Below are 19,844 nucleotides of genomic sequence, written 5' to 3'. Positions count from 1 at the left end.
GTCGCTCACTTCCCCTTGCCGAAGTCGGCGCGGTTGGCCCGCAGGTACAGCACGGCGAAGACCGCGCTGATGAGGATCAGGACATTGCCCACCACGGCGCCCTGGCCGAAGTCGAGCTGAAGGAAAGAGAGCTGGTAGGTGACCGTGCCCAGCGTCTGCGTGGAGTCCGCGGGGCCGCCCGAGGTCAGGGCCAGGATCAGGTCGAGGATCTTCACCGTCGACATGAAGCCCAGCACGAGTACCACGGTGATCACCGGGCGCAGCATCGGCAGCGTGACGCTGCGGAAGGTCCGCCACGGGCCGGAGCCGTCGAGCGACGCGGCCTCGTACAAGTCGCGTGGGATCTCCTGGAGACCGCCGTAGAGGATGACCATGTTGAACGGGATGCCGATCCAGATGTTGACCATGATCGCCGACAGCAGGGCCACACCGGGGCTGCTCAGCCACGGCACGCCGTCCTGCGGGACCAGGCCGACCCCGTGGAGGGCGGTGTTCAGCATGCCGTGGTCCTGGTCGAGGATGCGCCGCCAGACGACGGCGGAGACCACCATGGGCACGAGCCACGGCAGCAGCAGGACGGCGCGCACGAAGCCGGAGAGACGAAAACGGCGGGAGAAGAAGACGGCCAGGGCCAGGCCGATGGTGAACTGGCCGAGCAGCGAGCCGACGGTGAACAGGGCGGTGTGCCACAGGGCATCGGTGAACAGCTCGCCTGCGAAGACAGCCCGCCAGTTGTCGAGGCCGTTGAACGGGGCCTCGCCGGTGAAGTACGTCTTCGGCGTGTAGTGCTGGAAGCTCATCACGATGTTGCGGACGAGCGGGTAGCCGAAGAACAGCGCCATGTAGGCGAGCGCGGGAGCGACGAAGAGCCAGCGCAGCAGCCCGCGGCGCAGCGGAGCACGCCCGGTTGCGGACTTCGCTTCGGCGGCGCCCGTGGCGGGCGGCGGGGAGGTGACGGTGGTCATGGCCGGTTCCTCACTTCCCTGCCGAGGCCTGCTGCTGGGCCCGGTGCAGGGCCTGTTCCGGACTGGTCCGGCCCGTCAGCACGGACTGGAATGCGCCCGCGAGCGCGTCTCCGACGACCGGCCAGCCGGTGCCGACCTTCGCCGTACGGGAACGGGCGGTCGTGACGAGCTCGGCGAAGGCGGCGAGCTTCGGGTTCTGCTTCGCGTACGCCTGTGCGGCCGTGGCGCGGGTGGGGACGTTGTTGACCGACTCGCCCCACTGGAGTTGGTTCTTCTCGGAGTTGAGGCAGTTCAGGACCTTGCCGGCGTTCTTCTCGCGGGCCGGGTCCTCGTCGTTCTTAGGTACGGGCATGACGGTGCCGCCGATGGGCGGCACAGCCGGCTTACCCGCTTCAGGGACCGGGATGCCGGCAACCGCCCAGTCCACGTTCTTCTGGGCGCTGAGGACCGGCACCTGCCACGGCCCGTTGATCATCATGGCGGCGCGGCCCGCGATGAACTGGTCGTTGACGTCCTGCTGGTTCCAGTTGACCACGGACCTGGAGGCGGAACCGTCGGCGACCAGGTCCTTCCAGAGCTGGAGCGCGGCCTCACCCTTGCCATTGTCGATCTTGGCCTCGTCACCGCCGGCGGACCAGAAGAACGGAAGGAACTGGTAGACGCCGTCCGCATTGGGGCTCGCGCTGAAGGCCATCCCGTACGTGTCGCCCGCGGTCAGCTTCTTCGCGGCGGCTCGTAACTCCTTCCAGGTGGTGGGCGGGGAGATGCCCGCGTCCTTGAGGAGCTTGGTGTTGTAGATCAGCGCCAGGGAATTGACGGAACGGGCGATGCCGTACAGGGCGCCGTCATACGAGCCGAGGGACTTCGCGCTCGCGGAGAGGCCGGAGGTGTCGACCCCGACCTCGTCGAGCGGCCGCAGGCCCTCGGTCTGCGCGAACTGGGGCAGCTCCGAGCCGTCGAGCTCCAGGATGTCCGTGAGTGAGTCGGACGAGGCCATCCGAAGCGCCTTGGAGGCGATCTGGTCGGCAGGCACGCTGATCTGCTCGACCTTCAGGCCGAGCGGCCTGCTGCAGCGGTCGAAGAACCGCTGGTTGGCGGTGTGCTCAGCGGTGTCGGTCGCGGAGTTGAGCACGGTGACGGTGCCCGGGTCGGGCTCCGCGGCACAGCCGGCCAGCCCTGGCGCGACGATGGCACCGGCAAGGGCAGCGGCCAGCGCCGGAACGTGTCCACGTCTTGTTCTGACGCGTCCTGCTGTGGACGGCATGATTGGTCCTCCGTTACATGTTCAGCTCTGGACATGCGGTGGCCCGGTAATGGGACGCGGCCGGTCGTGCCGTACGGACGGTTCCAGTGGTCAGCCGGGCGGCGGCGCGATGTCGGGTCCGGCCATCTGCGGCTGGATCAGGTGGTGCGGCGCGTCGGAGGGCCTGCTCGAGCCACGTGCCACGGCGGGCCCCTGCGAAGGCGGCGGCCCGTCACCGCGGCCGGAGCCGATCGCGTCGACGGCGAGCCGGGCGACGGCCGTGGACATCTCCGCGACGGGCAGATCGATCCGCGGCAGATGCCGTGTGCCCAGCTCGTCCGGGAGGCTGCCGACGAGTACGACGGTCAGATCGTGGGGGACCCGCAGCCCCGCTGCCGCCACCGCGTCCAGCAAGCGAGGCAGGAGGATCAGGTGCTGGACGATCAGCGCGGTCGCGACGGGCCGCGCGGTCAACGCCTCGTTCAGCCGCCGCGCGAGGATGTCCGGGTCACGGTGGGACGGGACCACGCGGACACCGGCCCCGGTCTCGGCGGCCGCTCGCCGGGCGCCGTCGAGACCGTGCAGGGCATAACCGCGGCGTGCGGCGACCTCGTGCTCGGCCGACGAGAGGAACAGCATCCGCCGGTGCCCGGCCGCCACGGTCGCGTGCACCGCGAGGGCGACGGCGGCCTCCCAGTCGAGGTCGGTCCAGGGCAGCGCCGCGTGATCGTCGTGACCGAGCAGCGCCGCGGGGAAGCCCAGTTCGTGCAGGACCTCGACACGGGGGTCCCGGTCCTCGACCGCCATCAGCACCGCGGCGTCAGCGAGCCTGCTCCGGGCCACCCGGCGCAGCCCGCCGACGCCGTCGCTGTCCGTCATCAGCAGCACGTCGTACCCGTGCCCACGAGCGGCATCGGTGACGTCGATCGCGAACCGCCCGTCGATCGCCCGGTACGCCCCGGGCACGCGCGGCGCGGCCAGCGCCAGCACCCGCGTCCGTGCGCTGCGCAGCGTACGGGCACTCGCCCGCGGGTGGTATCCGAGCTCCTCGATCGCGGCCTGCACCGCGTGCCGGGTGTCCTCGGAGATCTTGCGCGACCCGCTCAGGACGTACGACACGGTGCTCGGCGCAACACCTGCGCGCGCGGCGACGTCCTTGATCGTGGTCATCTCCACCCCCACCCGGCCCCAGCGGGCCCCGCCGGCTTACTCGAACCAATCGAATCGATTCGACAAACGGGGTGACTTTATGCGCGGCGGACCGGGGAGGGCAAGAGCCTGAGCGATACCTCGGTTCTGCTTCCGAAAGATCAGGAGAGCAGGCAACCCTTGAGGGGGCTGACCGGTCTGATGTGCGGAACCAGACCTTCAGTAGTGCTTTTCAGCCAGGAGTGACCTTGAGCCTCGCCGACCGCCACATCAGTGCCCTCATGCGCCAGATCGCGACCCAGGACATGATCGAGCTCGTCCACCCGTTCTCCGAGTGGCGGACGTTCGGCGCGCTCGCGTACATCGCGGAATGCTACGGCTTCCGGTACGTCGACGTCCGCCTGGTCGGGAAGCACAAGATCGCACACATCTGTCTCGTCCGGGACACGAGCCCTCAGGCACAGCAGCGCGCGGCGGCCAACACAGCGGCCTTCCCGGACCCGGGTCCCGGACGCGCCGTGCCGGGCATGTACCTGGGCTCGCTCACGCCCGTCGCCCAGGCGCAGGCGGATGTCGACCTGATCACCACGTGCATTCGGTACGACGCGGCCGGAGCCGCCGCCAACCGCAAGCAACTGCGGACCATGGCGTGGGCGGGAGCGGTACTGTTCCTGCTCCTGTCCGTGCTGACCGGCAAGTACGCCGTCCTCCTGCCGCTCGCCGTCCTGACCCCGGTGTTCTTGCTGGGCGCACTCCGGGTCAACACGACCCGGCGAGCGAAACTGGCCCAGCAACTGCTGGCCGCCGGGTGCACCCCGGTGCGGGACGAGGCGGGGCGGGAGAGGTTCGTGCGTCCGGTGCCTCACGCGGTGTAACTCGAACAGGAGCGGCCGCCACGAGCAAGGTAGGCGCGCTCGGGCTCGACTGTCAGTCCTGGGGCCAGTCCCGATGCCGGTCGTCACACTCGGCCGGCCGCAGTTCGGCGAGGAACCCGACCTAGACATCTCCGACGCCACCCCAGCCTGTCCGTAGCTTCGGCTCTGCGGCCCAGCCGAGCCGTAGGCCGGGCTGGGGGCACGGGGCCCTGAGCGTTGGCTCCGTCGAGTTCCACGGCATGGGGCGGGGCCGGGGCGTCGCTCTGCGCCCGCGCCTACGCGCCCAAGGTCATAGGCCGCTTCGGCGCCCGCCGCACGCTCGTCGGCTCACTCCCCGGGCAGGGTGTGCTGACCGGGGCGCTGCTGGGCATCCTCGCCACCACCTCGTCGGACCTGCTGACGGGCCTCCACACGCCCATGGCATGAAGTCTTCGTCGGAGAGGGCACGTTCGGGCTGCTGGACGAGGGGGAAATCCCGGTGCGTTCCGCAGACTGGTTGAACGGGCTCATTGCGCCCCTGCTCCAGGGCGGAGCCCTCGTCCGCACGGGCATCCACACCGGATCCGTCAAGGTCTGTGTCCAGGCACAACAAGGTTCAGCGACAGAGACACGCCGGAGTGAATCTGCCGGCAGCGATGCACGAGGGAGCATGCCGGAGACACGTCTCCTCAGAGTTTGGGCCCGGGGTTCCTGATCTGCCCTCCCATTCGGTGGTCGCTCCAGTCGATGCCGTCGTCGTGTTCCTTGCTCGACGCGAGCCCGAGGAACCCGAGTAGGGGAACCGCCACGATGAGGATTGCTCCGCAAAGGCTGCCGATTGCCACATAGGCCGCGGCGGCGACGACGACCCAGAACAGGATGTCGCACACGATCCGCGCCCACAGCGGGAACGGGGCACGCCACGCCTGGTAGCGGCGGTACATGCGCATGAACTTGCCGGACGCGCGCTTGACTCGGCTGGCCTTTGTCTGGCCTGGCCTTGCCGTGTGGCGGTTGCCGTGCGGGCGTCCTTTTTTCTTGCCCATGGAGCTTTTTGTCCCTTCGAGTTCCGTCTCGGACACCTGCTCCAAAGGAGGCGCACCCGGCCCTCGCCGGCCGGGTGCGTGGTGTCGTCCTGTCGGGGCGTGGATGAGTTGGGGCCTGCGGGCCACGCATGTTGGGTCAGCGATGGTGGCGCCAGGGGTGGCCCCAGGAGTCGTGGTCGATGCCGGTGTGGGTGCGCACGATGGCGCGGCCTTCGAGAATGTCCATGGTCGATGGTGTAGGTGTGACCGTCCTCGTCCTCGAGGCTCCGGCCGTCGAGGTTGACGCTGCGACCGGCGCTGATGGTGATCTCGACCCACTCCCGGTTCAGGGGGTGGTTGGAGCGGTCATCGCGTCCGGGGGAGTCGGTGTGATGTGCGTTGGTGGCCGATTGACCGTACGCACACTCTGTCCACCTCGTGCAGAAGGTGAGGGAGGAAACGTGACCCCTGTTACTTGTTGGCCACTTTTCCGTGACTCTCGGATGTAACGTCCATTTATGCCGACCGAGCGCGGTGTTGACGCGCTGGCAGGCCGAGGAGGCCGTGCGGGCGTTGTGGTGTGGCGTCTGCCCGCCACGGTTCGCCACCCCGTAGAAAATCGGGGGCGTCACACGAAAGTGAGTAACGGCAGGCTGGTCACCGAACATCGGAGCTCTGGCCTGGAGAACCCCCTCCGCTACTGGTTCCCCCACCGGGGGGCTGCTGCGCCGATGTGATCCTGGGCGCTCGTTGGGGTGCCCACCTCTTTCGGTGCGGGGACCTCATCCGGCTGGATCAGAGGACGGGACTGACGGCGACGTCCGAGTAAGGGACAGGGCGGCAAGGCCGAAATCCTCGAGCCCCTACCGGGCGCCGTGCGAAGATCTACCGGCCCTATTGGGCTCCACCCCGCCGCAGTAACTATTTCTTGGAGAGCCCATGCGCCGCGCCCACCTCTTGGCCGCAGCTGTCCTCCTGCTCTGCACCGCCTGCTCCGGCGGCGCTGACAGTGACTCGGAGGAGAGTGCGGAGAAGGCTGTGGATCACGGGGCGGCCGTGCGCGCCGCGATCGAGAGGACGAGCGCGGACAGCGCTCGCGTGGACGAGAAGATCGAGCTGAAGTCCGCCGACAGCCCCACGACGTACGTGTTCGCGATCGATGGCGCCTTCGACCTGGCGGGGGACAGGGGCCGGCTCACAGTGGAGTTCGAGGACAGTGGCATGGACCCCGTCGAGGAGGTCTTCGTCGGCGACACCGTTTACGTGCGGGGCTCGCGGGCGGTAGGCGAGAACAGATGGGCCTCGGCTGTCCGGAGCGAGGCTCTGACCCGCTACTTCCTGCGGGCGCCGTTGAACGATCCGGAGCACCTCCTCCGCCAGGTGAAGGCGATGCGGCAGGTTTCGAACGAGGGCACGGAACAGGTGAACGGCGCCCCTGCGGCGCACTACCGGGGCACGATCGACCACGCCACCGCGACGCTCCGGATGACCGCGGAGACGAAGCGAGGGCTGAACGACCTGCGCGAGAAGCTGGGCGATGACATGCCCGTCTACGCGGACGTGTGGGTCGACGGGAAGGGGCGCGCCGTCCAGGTCCGGCTGTCCTGCTTCGGCGGTGTGAAGGCCATGACGACGATGACGCTGTCGGACTTCGGTACGCCGGTGAAGGCCGAGACGCCGTCGGCCAAGCAGGTCGTCCCTGTGACAGCGGGCGAGGACGTCCTGCTGGCCTGAGCGGGGGCGAGCCTGGCGCCGGGCACGGGTCGGCGGCGGGGACGAAACCGCCCAAGGCTGGCCGGACAGTGACGAGAGCGGTGGCCACCGGTCGGCGACCGATCCAGCCATCCTGCCTCCCAGGGTTTCTCGAACAGCGTCCTCCAGTGAAAGAGGTCCGTCTCGCTCAAGCAGCGCCTCCAAGCCGGAATGGACGTGTACGGCCTCGACGAAGTGGCCCGCGGCACCGTCTTCCTCGTCGGCGTCCTCGCCGCCTACCTCACCCACCGCCGCTGTCCTGGGCCAGGACACCATCGCCTGGCGCGACCAATTCGACCCGCTTCCACGTGTCGAAGTTCTCACGCACAGTTTCGTCTTGTGGTTCTCGCTGAACTTGACCCTCACGTCGCGTGAGGGCTCACGCTGGGTGGCATGTCTGAGCTCTTCAATGCTTTCGAGATGAGTCCGGTACCCGCGCCGGGTCCAGACGCGGTGCCGCCGGCGCCGTTTCGTGGGATCTACGGCATGCCGATGTTTGTGACGGTCCCCACCCGCGATCTTGCCGGGTCGATGGAATTCTGGGTACATGGCTTGGGTTTCTTCGAGTTCTTCTCGATCCCGGGGCAGGTGGTGCACCTGCGGAGGTGGGCTTTTCAGGACGTGCTGCTTGTGCCTGGCGTCGAGTCGGAGGACCTTCGTGAGTCGGCGATGCGGGTCACCTTCGCATGCGTGCTGAGCGAGCTCGCCCCGGTCGCCGAGGCCTGCAACGCGCTTCGTCCGGGGTGCGCGACAGCGCCGTTCGACACTCCGTGGACCACTCGCGACGTCGAGGTCGTCACTCCTGAGCAGGTGCGTGTTGTGTTGAGTGCGGCGAAGCCCGCCGACCCCGAGAGCGAGGAAGCCAAGAGGCTCGCGGCTGTTGGCATCGTGCCGCCGACAGAGGAGGACGACAATGTCGTACATGACGGATGAGGTGGCGCACGACGGTCTCACCGTGGGCGCGGTCGCCGATCTCGCGGGTGTCACCGTCCGCACCCTCCATCACTGGGATGAGATCGGCTTGGCCCGCCCGTCAGGGCGCACCCCCTCGGGCTACCGCCTGTATACGCAGTCGGACCTGGACCGGATCGACCGCGTCCTCGCGTACCGGGAATCAGGGCTCGGCCTGGACACGATCCGCGCGCTCCTCGACGATGCGAGCCCGGAGGTCAGTGCCATCCTTCGGGAACAACGTGCGCAGCTCGCGGAGCGCATTCGCGAGCTGCAGCGGCTCGATGAACGACTGGCGCGAATGAGCCAGGCGCACGAACGCGGCATACTCCTGACCGACGCGGAACAGATTGCGACATTCGGCAACGACTGGGACCCCGAGCAAGCGCAGTCGGCGCGCACGCTCTGGGGCAGGACTGCACAATGGGCTCAATTCGCCGAGCGCTCCGCGTCACGCTCACGTGCGGACTGGCAGGAGCTCTCGGACGCGATGCGCGACCTGCAGGCGGATCTCGCTCACGCGAGGGACCGTGGAGTTGAACCGGGAACCCAGGCGGCGGAGGAACTGGTGGAACGCCACCGCGAGCTGTTCTCCAACTTCTTCACCCTCACTCGGCAGATGCAGGTCTGCCTAGCGCGAATGTTCGAGGCGGATCCCGGATTCGCGTCCTACTACAACGGCCTCACTCCGGGGCTGGCGTCATGGTTCCGCCAGATCGTCGATGAGGCCGCACGAGCTCACGGAATCGACCCCGACACAGCGACCTGGCAATAGGGCGTCATCCGAGCCGGCCACCCGGCGGATCATCCGTTGGCCGGCTCAGCTTCCACTGCCTCGCTGTGAAGTCCGCCTCACCGAACGGGGATCACCAGCCCGGTCCTGTCCGCCCGAGGCCCGTGGATGTCAGTGCTGTGATCCATACTCGTGCCGCGGCGCCACCCGGGCACCGCAGAACGAGGGGAGCAATATGGCTGAGGTGCTGGTCTTCCACCATGGACACGGGCTGACCGCGGGCGTTCGCACTTTCGCCGAGCAGTTGCGACGGGCCGGACACACCGTCCACGCTCCAGATCTGTACGAAGGGCAGGTATTCGACAGCCTCGAGGAGGGTGCCGCCTATGCCGACAGCGTCGGGTTCGGCACGATCATCGCGCGCGGAGCCGCCGCCGCCGAGGGGTTGCCTGCGGAGCTCGTCTATGTTGGCTTCTCGCTCGGCGTCCTGCCGGCGCAGAAGCTGGCCCAGACTCGCCGCGGAGCGAAAGGGGCACTGTTGCTCGAGGCGTGCGTACCAGTCTCGGAGTTCGGCGCCGCATGGCCCCAAAGCGTCCCGGTTCAGATTCACGGCATGGACGCAGATCCGTTCTTCGCGGGGGAGGGTGATGCGGACGCCGCCCGCGCAATCGTCGAGAAGGTGACGGATGCCGAGCTGTTCCTCTACCCCGGCGACAGGCACCTGTTCACCGACATCAGCCTGCCGTCTTACGACGAACAGGCCGCGATGCGGGTCAACCATCGAGTGCTCGGCTTCCTCGACTGCATTGAGTAGGGAATCAACGACCTGATCCTGTCGGCGGCAAGGCGGCCGGTCGCTGGGGTCGATGACGAAGTCACAGATAGGAACCGTGCCTGGGCCGCGCCGCCCACCAAAGGCGGGACACGCCCTACTTCACCCGGTTTGGTCTCATGGATGGCGACTATGGAGTTCTTGGCTCGTGGCTGCGACAGCCGCCCGGGGCGGCACTGCCCGGCCCCGCCCGCGACCGGACCGCGACGCGCACGCACCGAGTCATCCGGATCTGCGAGTGCCAGGGTTCCCCGTCCTGGAGCAATAGCTCGGTCTGGCTACCTCGCCGTCAGGGCGGTGACCAGTTCGTCTAGTCCGTTGAACCGCCAGTCGAAGACATCGGAGCTCGTCGGCGGATCCCCCGCAGGTCGCTGGACGTAAGCGGTCCGCATGCCCCTCGCCTGAGCTCCGCGGAGGTCCCAGGCGTGGGCGGCCACCATGAGTACGCGTTCCGGTGGACATCCTGCGGTGTCGATGGCGAGCTGGTAGACCTTCGGTGCTGGCTTGTAGGCCAGGACGGCTTCAGCGGACAAGGCTTGGTGCCAGCGCAGCCCGGCGTGGGCGTTGAGTCGCAGCAGAGCGGTGCGGCTGGCGTTTGAGAGTCCAAGCACGGGGAGCTGCTGCGCGAGCCGCTCGAGACCGGCGACAGAGTCACCCCAGGGGGGCAAGCGCTGCCCCGCTGTGGCCAGCCGGGCGATGGTCGCCGGATCAGCCAGTCCGGCATGGTCGGCCACCCGCCCCGCAGCCTCCGCGTCGATGATCTCAGTGTTGACGTAGGCGCGGTGGCCTCGCCCGATGCGTTGCTGCTCAAGCTGGCAATGCTGCTGCCATGAGGTGAGCAGCTCGTCGACAGACGCATCGTCGGACGTGGGCACCGCGTCGCGAATTGCCGCTCGAAGCCCGCTGGGTTCGTCGACCAGTGTTCCGAGGACGTCGAAGACGACGACCTCGATGTCGCAGATCTCGGCCATGCGTTCTCCTGTTCGTGCTGGTGTCACCAGTTCAACAGGTGACGATCTTGCCTCTGATATTGGTCACCGGTCAAGATGGTGACGTGGATTTCTCCCATGGACGTCTCGGCTACGCCCGTAGACCTCGAGCGGTGGGTGGCGAATGTGACGAGCTACCCGACCGTGCTACCGCCGACTTCGCGACCTTCGAGTCCGTGCTGTCACTGAGAGAGGCGAGCTGCGGCGGCGTGTCGCAGGCGGCCATGCCGCTCGCCGTTCTCCGCCTCGCTCACGGCCGACGGCCTGCTCCTGGCCGTTCATGTCGTTGCAGCACGTGTCCAGGACCGCGACGGCGCACGGTGCCCGGCGGCCGCTGCTGTGGACCCGGCTCAACCATCCAGCGATCTGTACGCGTTTAATGCTGCCGCCGGAAGGCCTTCCCTAGTGCTACTTCGGGGCGAAGGACATCTCGGCGGGGAACGCCGGTTCCTCGTGGCGCAGCCGAAAATCGATGTCGTACACCGTCCCTCCGGGAGGGGCATATCCCGCAGGACGGTGACCAACTCGCTGACGTCTTCGGTGCGCCGTCGGAGGACACGATCACTGTCGTCGAGCTCACGTTGCTTGAGCCGTCGTTGCCCGGCTGGCCGCCGCGGGCCGGTGGCATGCTCTGCGAGCAGTGCGACGAGGCCGGCTATGGCCAAAGTGACACCAGCAAGGCGTCGTCACGGGAGAAGATAGGCGCCATGACGGACGTAGGCTCCTCCATCGACCCCAGCAAGCCCAGTATCGCCCGTGTCTACGACTACCTACTCGGGGGTAAGGACAACTACGCCGTGGACCGGCAGGTCGGCGACGTGTTCAAACGCGACCTTCCTGGTTCGGTGGCCATCGCCTTCGCCAACCGCCAAGCCCTGACCCGTGCGGTCGAGATGATCGCGACAACCACCGGCATACGGCAGTTCATCGACTTGGGAAGCGGCCTTCCGACCGCCAACAACGTCCATCAGGTCGCCCAGCAGCACGCTCCGGACTCTCGTGTCGTCTACGTCGACATCGACCCCCAAGTACTGGTCCACGGCCGCGCGCTGTTGGAGGAGAACGACCGGACCCGGGTCGTCCCGGTCGATGTACGCAACCCGGAAGGCGTCCATACCCACCCGGACACACTGGAATTGATCGACTTCGATCGCCCCGTCGCCGTCATGTTCAGCGCCATCCTCCACCACGTCAACGACGAGGAAGACCCGGCCGGAATCGTCCGCTACTGGCGTGACCACGTTGCCCCCGGGAGCTACTTCTTCGTCAGCCACTTCCGTTCAGGCAACAACACAGAGACAGCGGAGGCCGAGAGAGTCCTCCAGGAGACTTTCGGCCGCGGCCGCTGGCGCACCGACGAGGAGATCGAAGCTCTGCTGAACGGCCTGGAGATCCTCGACCCCGGGATCGTCCCCGCGTCCCTGTGGCGTCCCGTCGTGGCCGACAGCCCTTGGAGCAGCAGCGGCGAACGGGACCTCACCGTCTGGGAACGCCTCATCGCGGCCGGTCTGGCCCGGAAAGCCTAGCCTTCGACGACCTCCTACGGACGACGGGGCCTACGCAGCCCTGCCCGCCAGCCGCGCCTGGCCCGTGGAATCGACGCCTCCGCTTGGGTAAGGTTGATGAGGCTTCTGAGGGCGCTGGGATGATCGGGCCGAGGGTGGCCAGCACCAAGAAGCCGCAAACCGGCACCGCCGCCCCCATCGACCACGAAGGCGGTCAGCGGCGGGATCCGCCTCGACCGGGGATGGCCAGGAGTGGCGACCGGGGGAGGAAGGTCGTTTGCAGGCCCTCCGGTGCGTGAATGCGTGGTGATCTCGCCCGTCGCGCCGTAGACCCCGGCGAGCGGGTTGCGGATCAGGGCCGGGACCTGCACAGCGGTGCCCGCCACGGGGAGCCGGCAGGCCGTCGTGCCGAGCATCACCCGCGGCGCTCTCCCGTCCAGCACGATGGTCTCCCGCGCGCCGGACCATGGCGCCCGCCCAGCTCGAGCCCAGCGCGTGCGTCACGATGCCCCACGCCTGGCCGGGTGGCACCTGCACCGAACCGATGCCCAGACCCGGCATGGCGGAAACCGCCAGCAGGACGGCCAGGACCGCCAGGACGGCCAGGACGGCCAGGACGACGAGTGTGACGGCGAGCCCGTCCGCCTGTCGCCCTGCTGCCGCCGTCGTACGGCCCGCTAGGCCGTGTTTTAGGTAGTGGGTGAGTCTTGGGCGGAGAGTTCTTCAGCAAGTTCCATACAGCGCAGGCGGGCTGGGGAGAAGTCGTATGGCATCTTGCCGGTGGCTTCGAACACGCTCATGGAGTCAGCCTCCCGTCTGCCAGAGCTGAGGTCGGCCTCGCCCTTGCCGTCATCGGCGGTGGCAGGGTGCAAAGTGTCCCAGGCATCGAAGAGGTCATCGTCGTCCTTACCCAGGCCGGACTCCTCGATGACGGCCTGCAGGGAGCTTTCGAAGGCGTGCCGTTCGACGGCCACTTGAGCCACCCGTGGATCATCGACGGCGACACTGTCATCGAGTGCCTCCTCGGCGTCATCGATGCGGTCGGAATGCTCCCGCAGAGTGGGATGCGTGGCCAGGACGACGAAGCGGGTGGCCTGGACGGCCGCGCCGAGCGGGCCGAAGATCCGCTCAGTGACCAGCAGACTGTCCAGGTCCGCCTGACGCAAGGAGCCCTCGGGCAGGCTCTTGAGGCGTTCGGTGACGAAGTCGGAGAGCAGACCCATCCGGCTGCCTTCGGTGCGCATCCGCTGCACGGCGGTCCGTTGCCGCCGCAATTCCGCCTCCTGCTCGGCGAGGGTTTCCTCCAACCGCTCCAGGATGCCCGCGATACCTTCTCCGCTGTCCGCACCGGCGGATGCGGTGCCGGTGGTAAAGGCGTCACGGATGTCGTCCAGGGCGATCCCGGCATCGGCCATCTTGCGAATCCACAGCAGGCGGATCATGTCCTCGTACCCGTAGCGGCGGCGGTCATCGCCGCCCCGCTCCGGCTCGGGGAGCAGCCCGATCTCGTGGTAATGGCGAATCGCCCGTGGCGTGCTGCCGGCGAAGGCCGCCGCGTCACCGATCTTGACCTGGCGGGGTGGCATGAAAGACGAATGCATGAGCAGGGACCTTTCCTCAAGGCATCGGGACGTAAGTCCACCGGATCACATGCCGCTACGGAAGGTGCAACCCCATACACACCGCCCCGCCCAATGCCAAGAAAGGCGCCCTTCCTCCGCAAGCTGCTTGAGACGGTTGATCCCGCATACGACCGCGTGCCGGGCCTTGTAGTCCTCGCGGTCGAATAGGGACGGACGGCCCCCGCCACGTCGCCTGCGGTTGCGGACCTGATCGACCGGCTCCGGAATCGTGCACCTGATGCCGCGTCTGCGCAGGTAGGCGCGATTCGCGCGTGAAGAGTACGCCTTATCGCCTCGCACCTGCAGCGGGCGGCTTCTCGGCCGACCGACACCAGGCCGGGGCACCCTGATCGCGTTCAGGACCGGCTACGGCAGATGGTGGAGTCGACATTGACCTCCCAGAAGATCAGCCCGGGCCGCATCAGCCCTCGCCTGCAACAACGTCAGCAGCCGGGCCCACGCACCTCGACGCTGCCATCTCCCGGAACAGCCCATACACCGTCTGCCACGGTCCGTACTCGAACGGCAGGTCCCACCACGGAACTCCGGTCCGAACCCGCCACCGCACACCTAAAACACGACCTAGGCGCCGGTGTCCTCCTCACACATCCGCGGAAGCACGCCGATCGGCATGTCCCTCTCTGGAACGCCACAGTGACGGGAGCGCACCCTCATCGCCGAGGAGCTGACCGCGGAGGCAAGCGAGCACGTCAGGGCTCTCCAGCGTGACGACGGTCGTGCTCGGCCTGGCCGTCGTTCTGTCGTGTGGCTCTCGGAGGCCACCTGCCCGGACTTTGTCCTGTGCGTGGAAAAAGTAGTTCCTTAATCTGCGTAAGTACTTCCCAGTCTGGAAAATCGTTGTTACGTTCCTCTCCGACAGCCTGACGACGCAGTGGGCGGAGACAGGCATCGGAACCCAGCCGTGGGTGAGAGGAGGGGAGGGACCGTGAGACGGATGACTGCTCGACCTGAGAACGCGCATCAGGCGCGGTTGCTTCGTCTGTTGCGTGACAACGGGTCCAACTCTCGTGCCCAGATGGGTGATCTGGTGGACCTGTCCCGTTCGAAGCTGGCAGTCGAAGTGGACCGGCTGCTGGAGACGGGGCTGGTTGTCGCGGACGGGCTGGCTCCGTCCCGGGGCGGTCGGCGGTCGCACAACATCCGGCTCTCGCCGACCCTGCGTTTCCTCGGTGTCGATATCGGTGCCACGTCGGTCGATGTCGCCGTGACGAACGCGGAGTTGGAGGTCCTGGGGCATCTGAATCAGCCGATGGATGTCCGGGAGGGGCCGGTGGCGGTCTTCGAGCAGGTGCTGTCGATGGCCGCCAAGCTGAAGGCCTCCGGTGTCGCGGAGGGGTTCGACGGCGCCGGTATCGGCGTCCCGGGCCCGGTCCGCTTCCCCGAGGGCGTGCCGGTGGCTCCGCCGATCATGCCCGGCTGGGACGGGTTTCCCGTGCGGGAGGCGCTCAGTCAGGAACTCGGCTGTCCGGTCATGGTCGACAACGACGTGAACCTGATGGCGATGGGGGAGCAGCACGCGGGCGTCGCCCGCTCCGTGGGCGACTTCCTGTGCGTCAAGATCGGCACCGGCATCGGCTGCGGCATCGTCGTCGGCGGTGAGGTCCACCGGGGGACGACCGGCAGTGCCGGCGACATCGGTCATATTCAGGTGGAACCGGGAGGCCGCCCCTGCGCCTGCGGCAACCGGGGCTGCCTGGAGGCCCACTTCAGCGGTGCCGCGTTGGCAGGTGACGCGGAGCAGGCCGCACGTGAGGGCCGGTCGCCACAGCTCGCTGCCCGGCTGGAGACGGCCGGGCGTCTGACGGCCGAGGACGTGTCGGCTGCCGCGGCGGCAGGGGATGCGGTCGCTCTGGAGCTGATCCGGGAGGGCGGGAAGCGCCTGGGGCAGGTCATCGCCGGTCTTGTCAGTTTCTTCAATCCGGGAATGGTGGTGATCGGCGGCGGTGTGACCGGGCTCGGGCACACGTTGCTGGCCAGCGTCCGGACCCAGGTGTACCGGCAGTCGTTGCCGCTGGCCACGAACAACCTGCCGATTGTGCTGGGTGAGTTGGGACCGGCCGCCGGAGCCATCGGCGCGGCCCGGCTCATCAGCGACCACGTCTTCTCGCCCGCCTGACCGCTGCCCCCTTCGGCGGCAACGGACCACCATTCGGGCCACTGCAACCCTGTGGCGCCCTACAACCAAGCGCCACTACGACCAAGCGTCAGTGCGACCGCATCGGCGATCCCGCGCCCATTACGCCTCGGCAATCCCATGGCGCCCTTGCAACACCCGTAGAGCCATCGCAACACCCACATCACCGCCGTAACCACCGCATGAAGCGTCGGCGGCTGCCACCACCGCATGGTTCGGGCCATCAGGCCTTCCCTGCCCTTCTCAGCCTCTACGCCCCAGCGCACACGACGCGAGGGGCTCTCCACAGCCGCCTCCTTGAACCACCCTGCCCAGCCCTGCCCGCTCACGGCCCGCATCCGCCGAGGGGAATCCTCATGGCACCACAACCACCCCTGCTCACCATGTCCGGTATCACCAAGTCGTTCCCGGGCGTTCGCGCCCTGGACGGAGTGGATCTCGAGGTCCAGGCCGGCGAGGTTCATTGCCTGCTCGGCCAGAACGGGGCCGGCAAGTCCACTCTGATCAAAGTGCTCGCCGGAGCTCACCAGCCGGACAGCGGCGAGATCACGTGGCGGGACGGGCTCGTGACCCTGGGGTCGCCGATCGCCGCCATGCGTCTCGGCATCGCCACCATCTACCAGGAACTCGATCTGATCGAGGGGCTGTCCGTCGCGGAGAACGTCTTCCTCGGGCACGAACCCACCGCCGCCGGGTTCGTCGTGCGCGGTTCTGCGGCCCGTACGGCGACCGCGGAGCTGCTGAAACGTCTGGGGCACTCGGAGATCGACCCGACGACGCTCGTCGGCGACCTGTCCGCGGCGCAGCAGCAGATCGTCTCGATGGCCCGCGCGCTGTCCCACGAGGTGCGGCTGATCGTGATGGACGAGCCGTCGGCGGCGCTCGACCCCGAAGAGGTGGACAACCTTTTCAGGATCGTGGGCGATCTGACGGCGGAGGGTGTCGCCGTCATCTACATCTCCCACCGTCTTGAGGAGATCCGCCGCATCGGCGACCGGGTCACGGTCCTGAAGGAGGGCCGCTCGGTCGCGGGCGGTCTGCCTGCCGAGTCGACGCCGACCGACGAGGTCGTGGCCCTGATGACCGGGCGGAACGTGGAGTACGTCTTCCCCGAGCGCCCCACGGCCGGGTTCGCCGCGGGGAGAGAGCCCGTGCTGAAGGTCGAAGGGCTGACCCGGCGAGGGGAGTTCGCGCCCGTCGATCTGGAGCTGCGGCCCGGTGAGATCGTCGGTCTGGCCGGGCTCGTCGGGTCCGGGCGCAGCGAGATCCTGGAGACGATCTACGGCGCTCGCAAGCCCGACGGCGGCCGTGTCCTCGTCGACGGCGCACCCCTGCGCCCCGGAAGCGTCCGCGCCGCCGTCCGCGCCGGCATCGGCCTCGCGCCGGAGGAACGCAAGGCGCAGGGCCTGCTGATGCTGGAGTCCGTCAGCAGCAACGTCTCGGTCTCCACCCTGTCCCGGTTCGCCCGCGCGGGCTGGCTCGACCGGCGTACCGAGCGAGCTGCGGCACACCAGGCGGTTCGGGAACTGTCCCTGCGGCCCGACAATCCCGATGCCGCGATCAGGACCCTGTCCGGCGGCAACCAGCAGAAGGCGGTGCTCGCACGCTGGCTGTTGCGGGGCTGCAAGGTGCTGCTGCTGGACGAGCCGACCAGGGGTGTCGACATCGGCGCCCGGGCGGAGCTTTACGCCGTGATTCGCCGGCTGGCGGACGAGGGCCTGGCCGTACTTCTCGTGTCCAGTGAGGTGCCCGAGGTCCTGGGGCTCGCCGACCGGGTGCTGGTGCTCCGTGAAGGCAGCGTCGTGCACACGGCGGACGCCCGGGAGCTCGACGAGCACCGTGTACTTGATCTTGTGATGGAAGGGAGCCCGACGCCATGACGCAGCCGGCCACCGCGGCGCAGCAGGAAACACCGACGTCCGCCGCCAAGTCCCCGGGGGGCCAGGAGAGTTCGCGTCGACCCGGACTGCGGTGGGACGTGCGCAGTCTGTCCTTGCTCGGAGTCCTCGCCGTCCTCGTCGCGGTCGGTGGGATCACCGCGCCGGACCAGTTCCTGGCGACGAGCAATCTGCAGCTCGTCCTCACCCAGGCGTCCGTGATCGGCGTCGTCACCGTCGGTATGACGTTCGTCATCACCAGCGGCGGGATCGACCTGTCGGTCGGCGCGATGGTGGCGCTCGCCTCGGTGTGGGCGACGACCGTGGCCACGCAGGAGTTCGGCTTCGCAGGGGTCCTCTTCACCGCGGTGATCGTCGGTGTGGGCTGTGGTCTCGTCAACGGTCTGCTGATCGCCTACGGCAGGATGGTGCCGTTCATCGCGACGCTGGCCATGCTCGCCTCCGCCCGCGGTCTGGCGTTGCAGATCACCGACGGCAGCACCCAGGTCGTGACCGTCGGATCGGTGCTCGATCTCGGTGCCAGGGACGCCTACATCCTCGGCATTCCGCCCCTCGTTCTGATCTTCGCCGCTGTCACCGTCATCGGCTGGCTGCTGCTCAACCGCACCACCTTCGGCCGTCGCACCGTCGCGGTCGGCGGCAACGCGGAAGCGGCACGCCTCGCCGGCATCGACGTCCGGCGCCAGCGTCTGTACCTGTACCTGCTGTCCGGACTGTGCTGCGGTATCGCCGCGTTCATGCTGATCGTCCTGTCCGGTTCCGGTCAGAACACCAACGGCAACCTCTACGAGCTGGACGCCATCGCCGCGGCGATCATCGGCGGCACCCTGCTCAGCGGCGGTCGCGGCACCATCATCGGCTCCGTCCTCGGTGTCCTGGTCTTCACCACGATCACCAACATCTTCGCCCTGAACAACCTCGAGACTGCTGTCCAGCAGATCGCGAAGGGCGCCATCATCGTCGCCGCCGTCCTGGTCCAGCGCCGCTCGATGCGCGGCGGCGACGCCTGACGCCGTGCATCGCCGCCGGACGGCGGCCCCTGACACCGCCGTCCGGCACCCCCACATCCTCCATCTGACGCACACCGCCCAGTCGAAGGGTCCACCCGCCATGGCACGAACCCCCGCCACCAGCCGCAGATCACTCCTGTTCGGTACCGCAGCCGTTTCCGCCGGCGCGCTGCTGACGGCCTGCACCAGCAATGAGCCCACGAACCAGGAAAAGGCCGCGGACAACGCCGCCCCGGTCGCGGACGACAAGCCGGGCAAGGCCGTCACCATCGGCTTCGCCGGCCCCCAGGCCGACCACGGCTGGCTCAACGCCATCAACGACAACGCCAAGTCACGAGCGAAGAAGTACTCCGACGTCACGCTGGAGATCACCGAGGGGTCCAACGACACCGCCCAGCAGATCGGCCAGATCCAGACGCTGATCAACAAGAAGGTCGACGTGCTGGTGATCCTGCCGGCCGACGGCAAGGCGCTCACCCAGGTCGGCCTTCAGGCCATGAGGGCGGGTATCCCCGTCGTCAACCTGGACCGTGTGTTCGCCTCCCAGCAGGCGTACCGCTGCTGGATCGGCGGCGACAACTACGGCATGGGGCTCAACGCCGGCCACTACATCGGCGAACAGCTCAAGGGCAAGAAGAACGCCAAGGTCGTGGAACTCGCCGGCCTCGACAACCTCGAGCTGACCCAGCAGCGCACCAAGGGCTTCAACGACGCTTTGAAGAACTACCCGAACATCAAGAAGGTGGCCCGGCAGGCGGCCGACTTCACGGTCGAGTCCGGCCAGGCCAAGATGGCGCAACTGCTGCAGGCCCAGTCGAGCTTCGACGCGCTGTGGAACCACGACGACGACCAGGGCGTGGGCGCGCTGCGCGCCATCGACCAGGCCGGTCGCGACGACTTCCTGATGGTCGGCGGCGCGGGCGCCAAGTCCGCGATGGACGCCATCAAGGCCGGCAACAGCGTGCTCAAGGCGACCGTCCTGTACCCGCCGACGATGGCCGCTTCCGCTATCGATCTCGCCCGGGCGCTCGGCCAGGGCAAGGGCGTCGGCGGCCTCGCCGAGTTCGAGATCCCGTCGTCGCTGACCCTCTACTCGGCCGTGGTCACCAAGGACAACGTCGACCAGTACCTGCCGACCGGCTTCATCTGACCGGTCCGGGC

Annotated in this window: 17 protein-coding genes and 3 pseudogenes; 11 read left to right on the top strand and 9 right to left on the bottom strand. The window is 68.0% G+C overall.

What is annotated here, in order from left to right; all coding sequences use genetic code 11:
• Window positions 1-5 precede the first annotated feature (5 nt).
• From ABZ016_RS27105 to ABZ016_RS27095, 3 genes are all read right to left on the bottom strand, one after another.
• Window positions 6-965 (bottom strand): sugar ABC transporter permease, encoded by a 960-nt coding sequence (locus ABZ016_RS27105; protein WP_356919293.1) that lies wholly within the window; start codon window positions 963-965, stop codon window positions 6-8.
• Between the two features lie 10 nt (window positions 966-975).
• A complete protein-coding gene (locus tag ABZ016_RS27100) occupies window positions 976-2,229 on the bottom strand; it encodes a sugar ABC transporter substrate-binding protein (protein ID WP_356919292.1) in 1,254 nt (417 codons plus the stop codon).
• Between the two features lie 90 nt (window positions 2,230-2,319).
• A complete protein-coding gene (locus tag ABZ016_RS27095) occupies window positions 2,320-3,378 on the bottom strand; it encodes a LacI family DNA-binding transcriptional regulator (RefSeq protein ID WP_356919291.1) in 1,059 nt (352 codons plus the stop codon).
• Window positions 3,379-3,599: 221 nt separating this feature from the next.
• On the opposite strand from ABZ016_RS27095, the gene ABZ016_RS27090 reads away from it, so the two are divergent.
• Window positions 3,600-4,232: a hypothetical protein gene (locus ABZ016_RS27090; protein WP_356919290.1), complete on the top strand. Its 633-nt coding sequence runs from the start codon at window positions 3,600-3,602 to the stop codon at window positions 4,230-4,232.
• A gap of 216 nt (window positions 4,233-4,448) precedes the next feature.
• Window positions 4,449-4,658: a hypothetical protein gene (locus ABZ016_RS27085; protein WP_356919365.1), complete on the top strand. Its 210-nt coding sequence runs from the start codon at window positions 4,449-4,451 to the stop codon at window positions 4,656-4,658.
• Window positions 4,659-4,900: 242 nt separating this feature from the next.
• Here ABZ016_RS27085 and ABZ016_RS27080 read toward each other — a convergent pair whose 3' ends face one another.
• Window positions 4,901-5,293 carry a hypothetical protein gene (locus ABZ016_RS27080; RefSeq protein WP_356919289.1) on the bottom strand — a complete coding sequence of 131 codons (393 nt, stop codon included), beginning with the start codon at window positions 5,291-5,293 and terminating at the stop codon, window positions 4,901-4,903.
• Between the two features lie 145 nt (window positions 5,294-5,438).
• A pseudogene (locus tag ABZ016_RS27075) lies at window positions 5,439-5,622 on the bottom strand (lamin tail domain-containing protein); the annotation flags it as partial.
• Between the two features lie 553 nt (window positions 5,623-6,175).
• Between ABZ016_RS27075 and ABZ016_RS27070 the strand changes: the two are divergent.
• From ABZ016_RS27070 to ABZ016_RS27055, 4 genes are all read left to right on the top strand, one after another.
• The gene (locus ABZ016_RS27070) at window positions 6,176-6,970 is read left to right on the top strand and encodes an LppX_LprAFG lipoprotein (RefSeq protein WP_356919288.1); all 795 of its coding nucleotides are present in this window, start codon (window positions 6,176-6,178) and stop codon (window positions 6,968-6,970) included.
• A gap of 411 nt (window positions 6,971-7,381) precedes the next feature.
• Window positions 7,382-7,921, top strand: a complete 540-nt coding sequence (locus ABZ016_RS27065; protein ID WP_356919287.1) for a VOC family protein — start codon at window positions 7,382-7,384, stop codon at window positions 7,919-7,921.
• Entirely contained in the window at window positions 7,911-8,714 is an 804-nt protein-coding gene (locus ABZ016_RS27060; protein WP_356919286.1) for a MerR family transcriptional regulator, read from the top strand. The genes ABZ016_RS27065 and ABZ016_RS27060 overlap by 11 nt, the downstream gene beginning before the upstream one ends.
• 193 nt (window positions 8,715-8,907) lie before the next feature.
• Window positions 8,908-9,486: a dienelactone hydrolase family protein gene (locus ABZ016_RS27055; protein ID WP_356919285.1), complete on the top strand. Its 579-nt coding sequence runs from the start codon at window positions 8,908-8,910 to the stop codon at window positions 9,484-9,486.
• Window positions 9,487-9,782: 296 nt separating this feature from the next.
• Here the strand turns inward: ABZ016_RS27055 and ABZ016_RS27050 are convergent, their stop codons facing one another.
• Window positions 9,783-10,475: a haloacid dehalogenase type II gene (locus tag ABZ016_RS27050; RefSeq protein WP_356919284.1), complete on the bottom strand. Its 693-nt coding sequence runs from the start codon at window positions 10,473-10,475 to the stop codon at window positions 9,783-9,785.
• A 725-nt stretch (window positions 10,476-11,200) separates the two neighbouring features.
• On the opposite strand from ABZ016_RS27050, the gene ABZ016_RS27045 reads away from it, so the two are divergent.
• Window positions 11,201-12,019, top strand: a complete 819-nt coding sequence (locus ABZ016_RS27045; RefSeq protein ID WP_356919283.1) for an SAM-dependent methyltransferase — start codon at window positions 11,201-11,203, stop codon at window positions 12,017-12,019.
• A gap of 314 nt (window positions 12,020-12,333) precedes the next feature.
• Here the strand turns inward: ABZ016_RS27045 and ABZ016_RS27040 are convergent.
• The 3 genes and pseudogenes from ABZ016_RS27040 to ABZ016_RS27030 all read right to left on the bottom strand — a co-directional run.
• Window positions 12,334-12,613, bottom strand: a pseudogene (locus ABZ016_RS27040) (iron ABC transporter permease); the annotation flags it as partial.
• A 74-nt stretch (window positions 12,614-12,687) separates the two neighbouring features.
• The gene (locus ABZ016_RS27035) at window positions 12,688-13,599 is read right to left on the bottom strand and encodes a MerR family transcriptional regulator (protein WP_356919282.1); all 912 of its coding nucleotides are present in this window, start codon (window positions 13,597-13,599) and stop codon (window positions 12,688-12,690) included.
• 255 nt (window positions 13,600-13,854) lie between these two features.
• Window positions 13,855-14,215: pseudogene (locus ABZ016_RS27030) on the bottom strand (transposase); the annotation flags it as partial.
• 360 nt (window positions 14,216-14,575) lie between these two features.
• Here ABZ016_RS27030 and ABZ016_RS27025 point away from each other — a divergent pair.
• The 4 genes from ABZ016_RS27025 (at window position 14,576) to ABZ016_RS27010 (ending at window position 19,833) form a co-directional block, all read left to right on the top strand.
• On the top strand, window positions 14,576-15,757 hold the full coding sequence (locus ABZ016_RS27025; protein ID WP_356919281.1) for an ROK family transcriptional regulator: 1,182 nt from the start codon (window positions 14,576-14,578) through the stop codon (window positions 15,755-15,757).
• Between the two features lie 374 nt (window positions 15,758-16,131).
• Complete coding sequence (locus ABZ016_RS27020) at window positions 16,132-17,655, top strand: sugar ABC transporter ATP-binding protein (protein ID WP_356919280.1); 1,524 nt, start codon at window positions 16,132-16,134, stop codon at window positions 17,653-17,655.
• Window positions 17,652-18,683, top strand: coding sequence for an ABC transporter permease (locus tag ABZ016_RS27015; protein WP_356919279.1), 1,032 nt, complete (start codon window positions 17,652-17,654; stop codon window positions 18,681-18,683). Before ABZ016_RS27020 ends, ABZ016_RS27015 begins: the two co-directional genes overlap by 4 nt.
• A 100-nt stretch (window positions 18,684-18,783) precedes the next feature.
• A complete protein-coding gene (locus tag ABZ016_RS27010; RefSeq protein ID WP_356919278.1) occupies window positions 18,784-19,833 on the top strand; it encodes a substrate-binding domain-containing protein in 1,050 nt (349 codons plus the stop codon).
• Window positions 19,834-19,844: the final 11 nt, after the last annotated feature.

Source organism: Streptomyces sp. NPDC006372 (assembly GCF_040612515.1).
Classification (GTDB): Bacteria; Actinomycetota; Actinomycetes; order Streptomycetales; family Streptomycetaceae; genus Streptomyces.
This window is presented reverse-complemented; position numbering and strand designations above follow the sequence as displayed.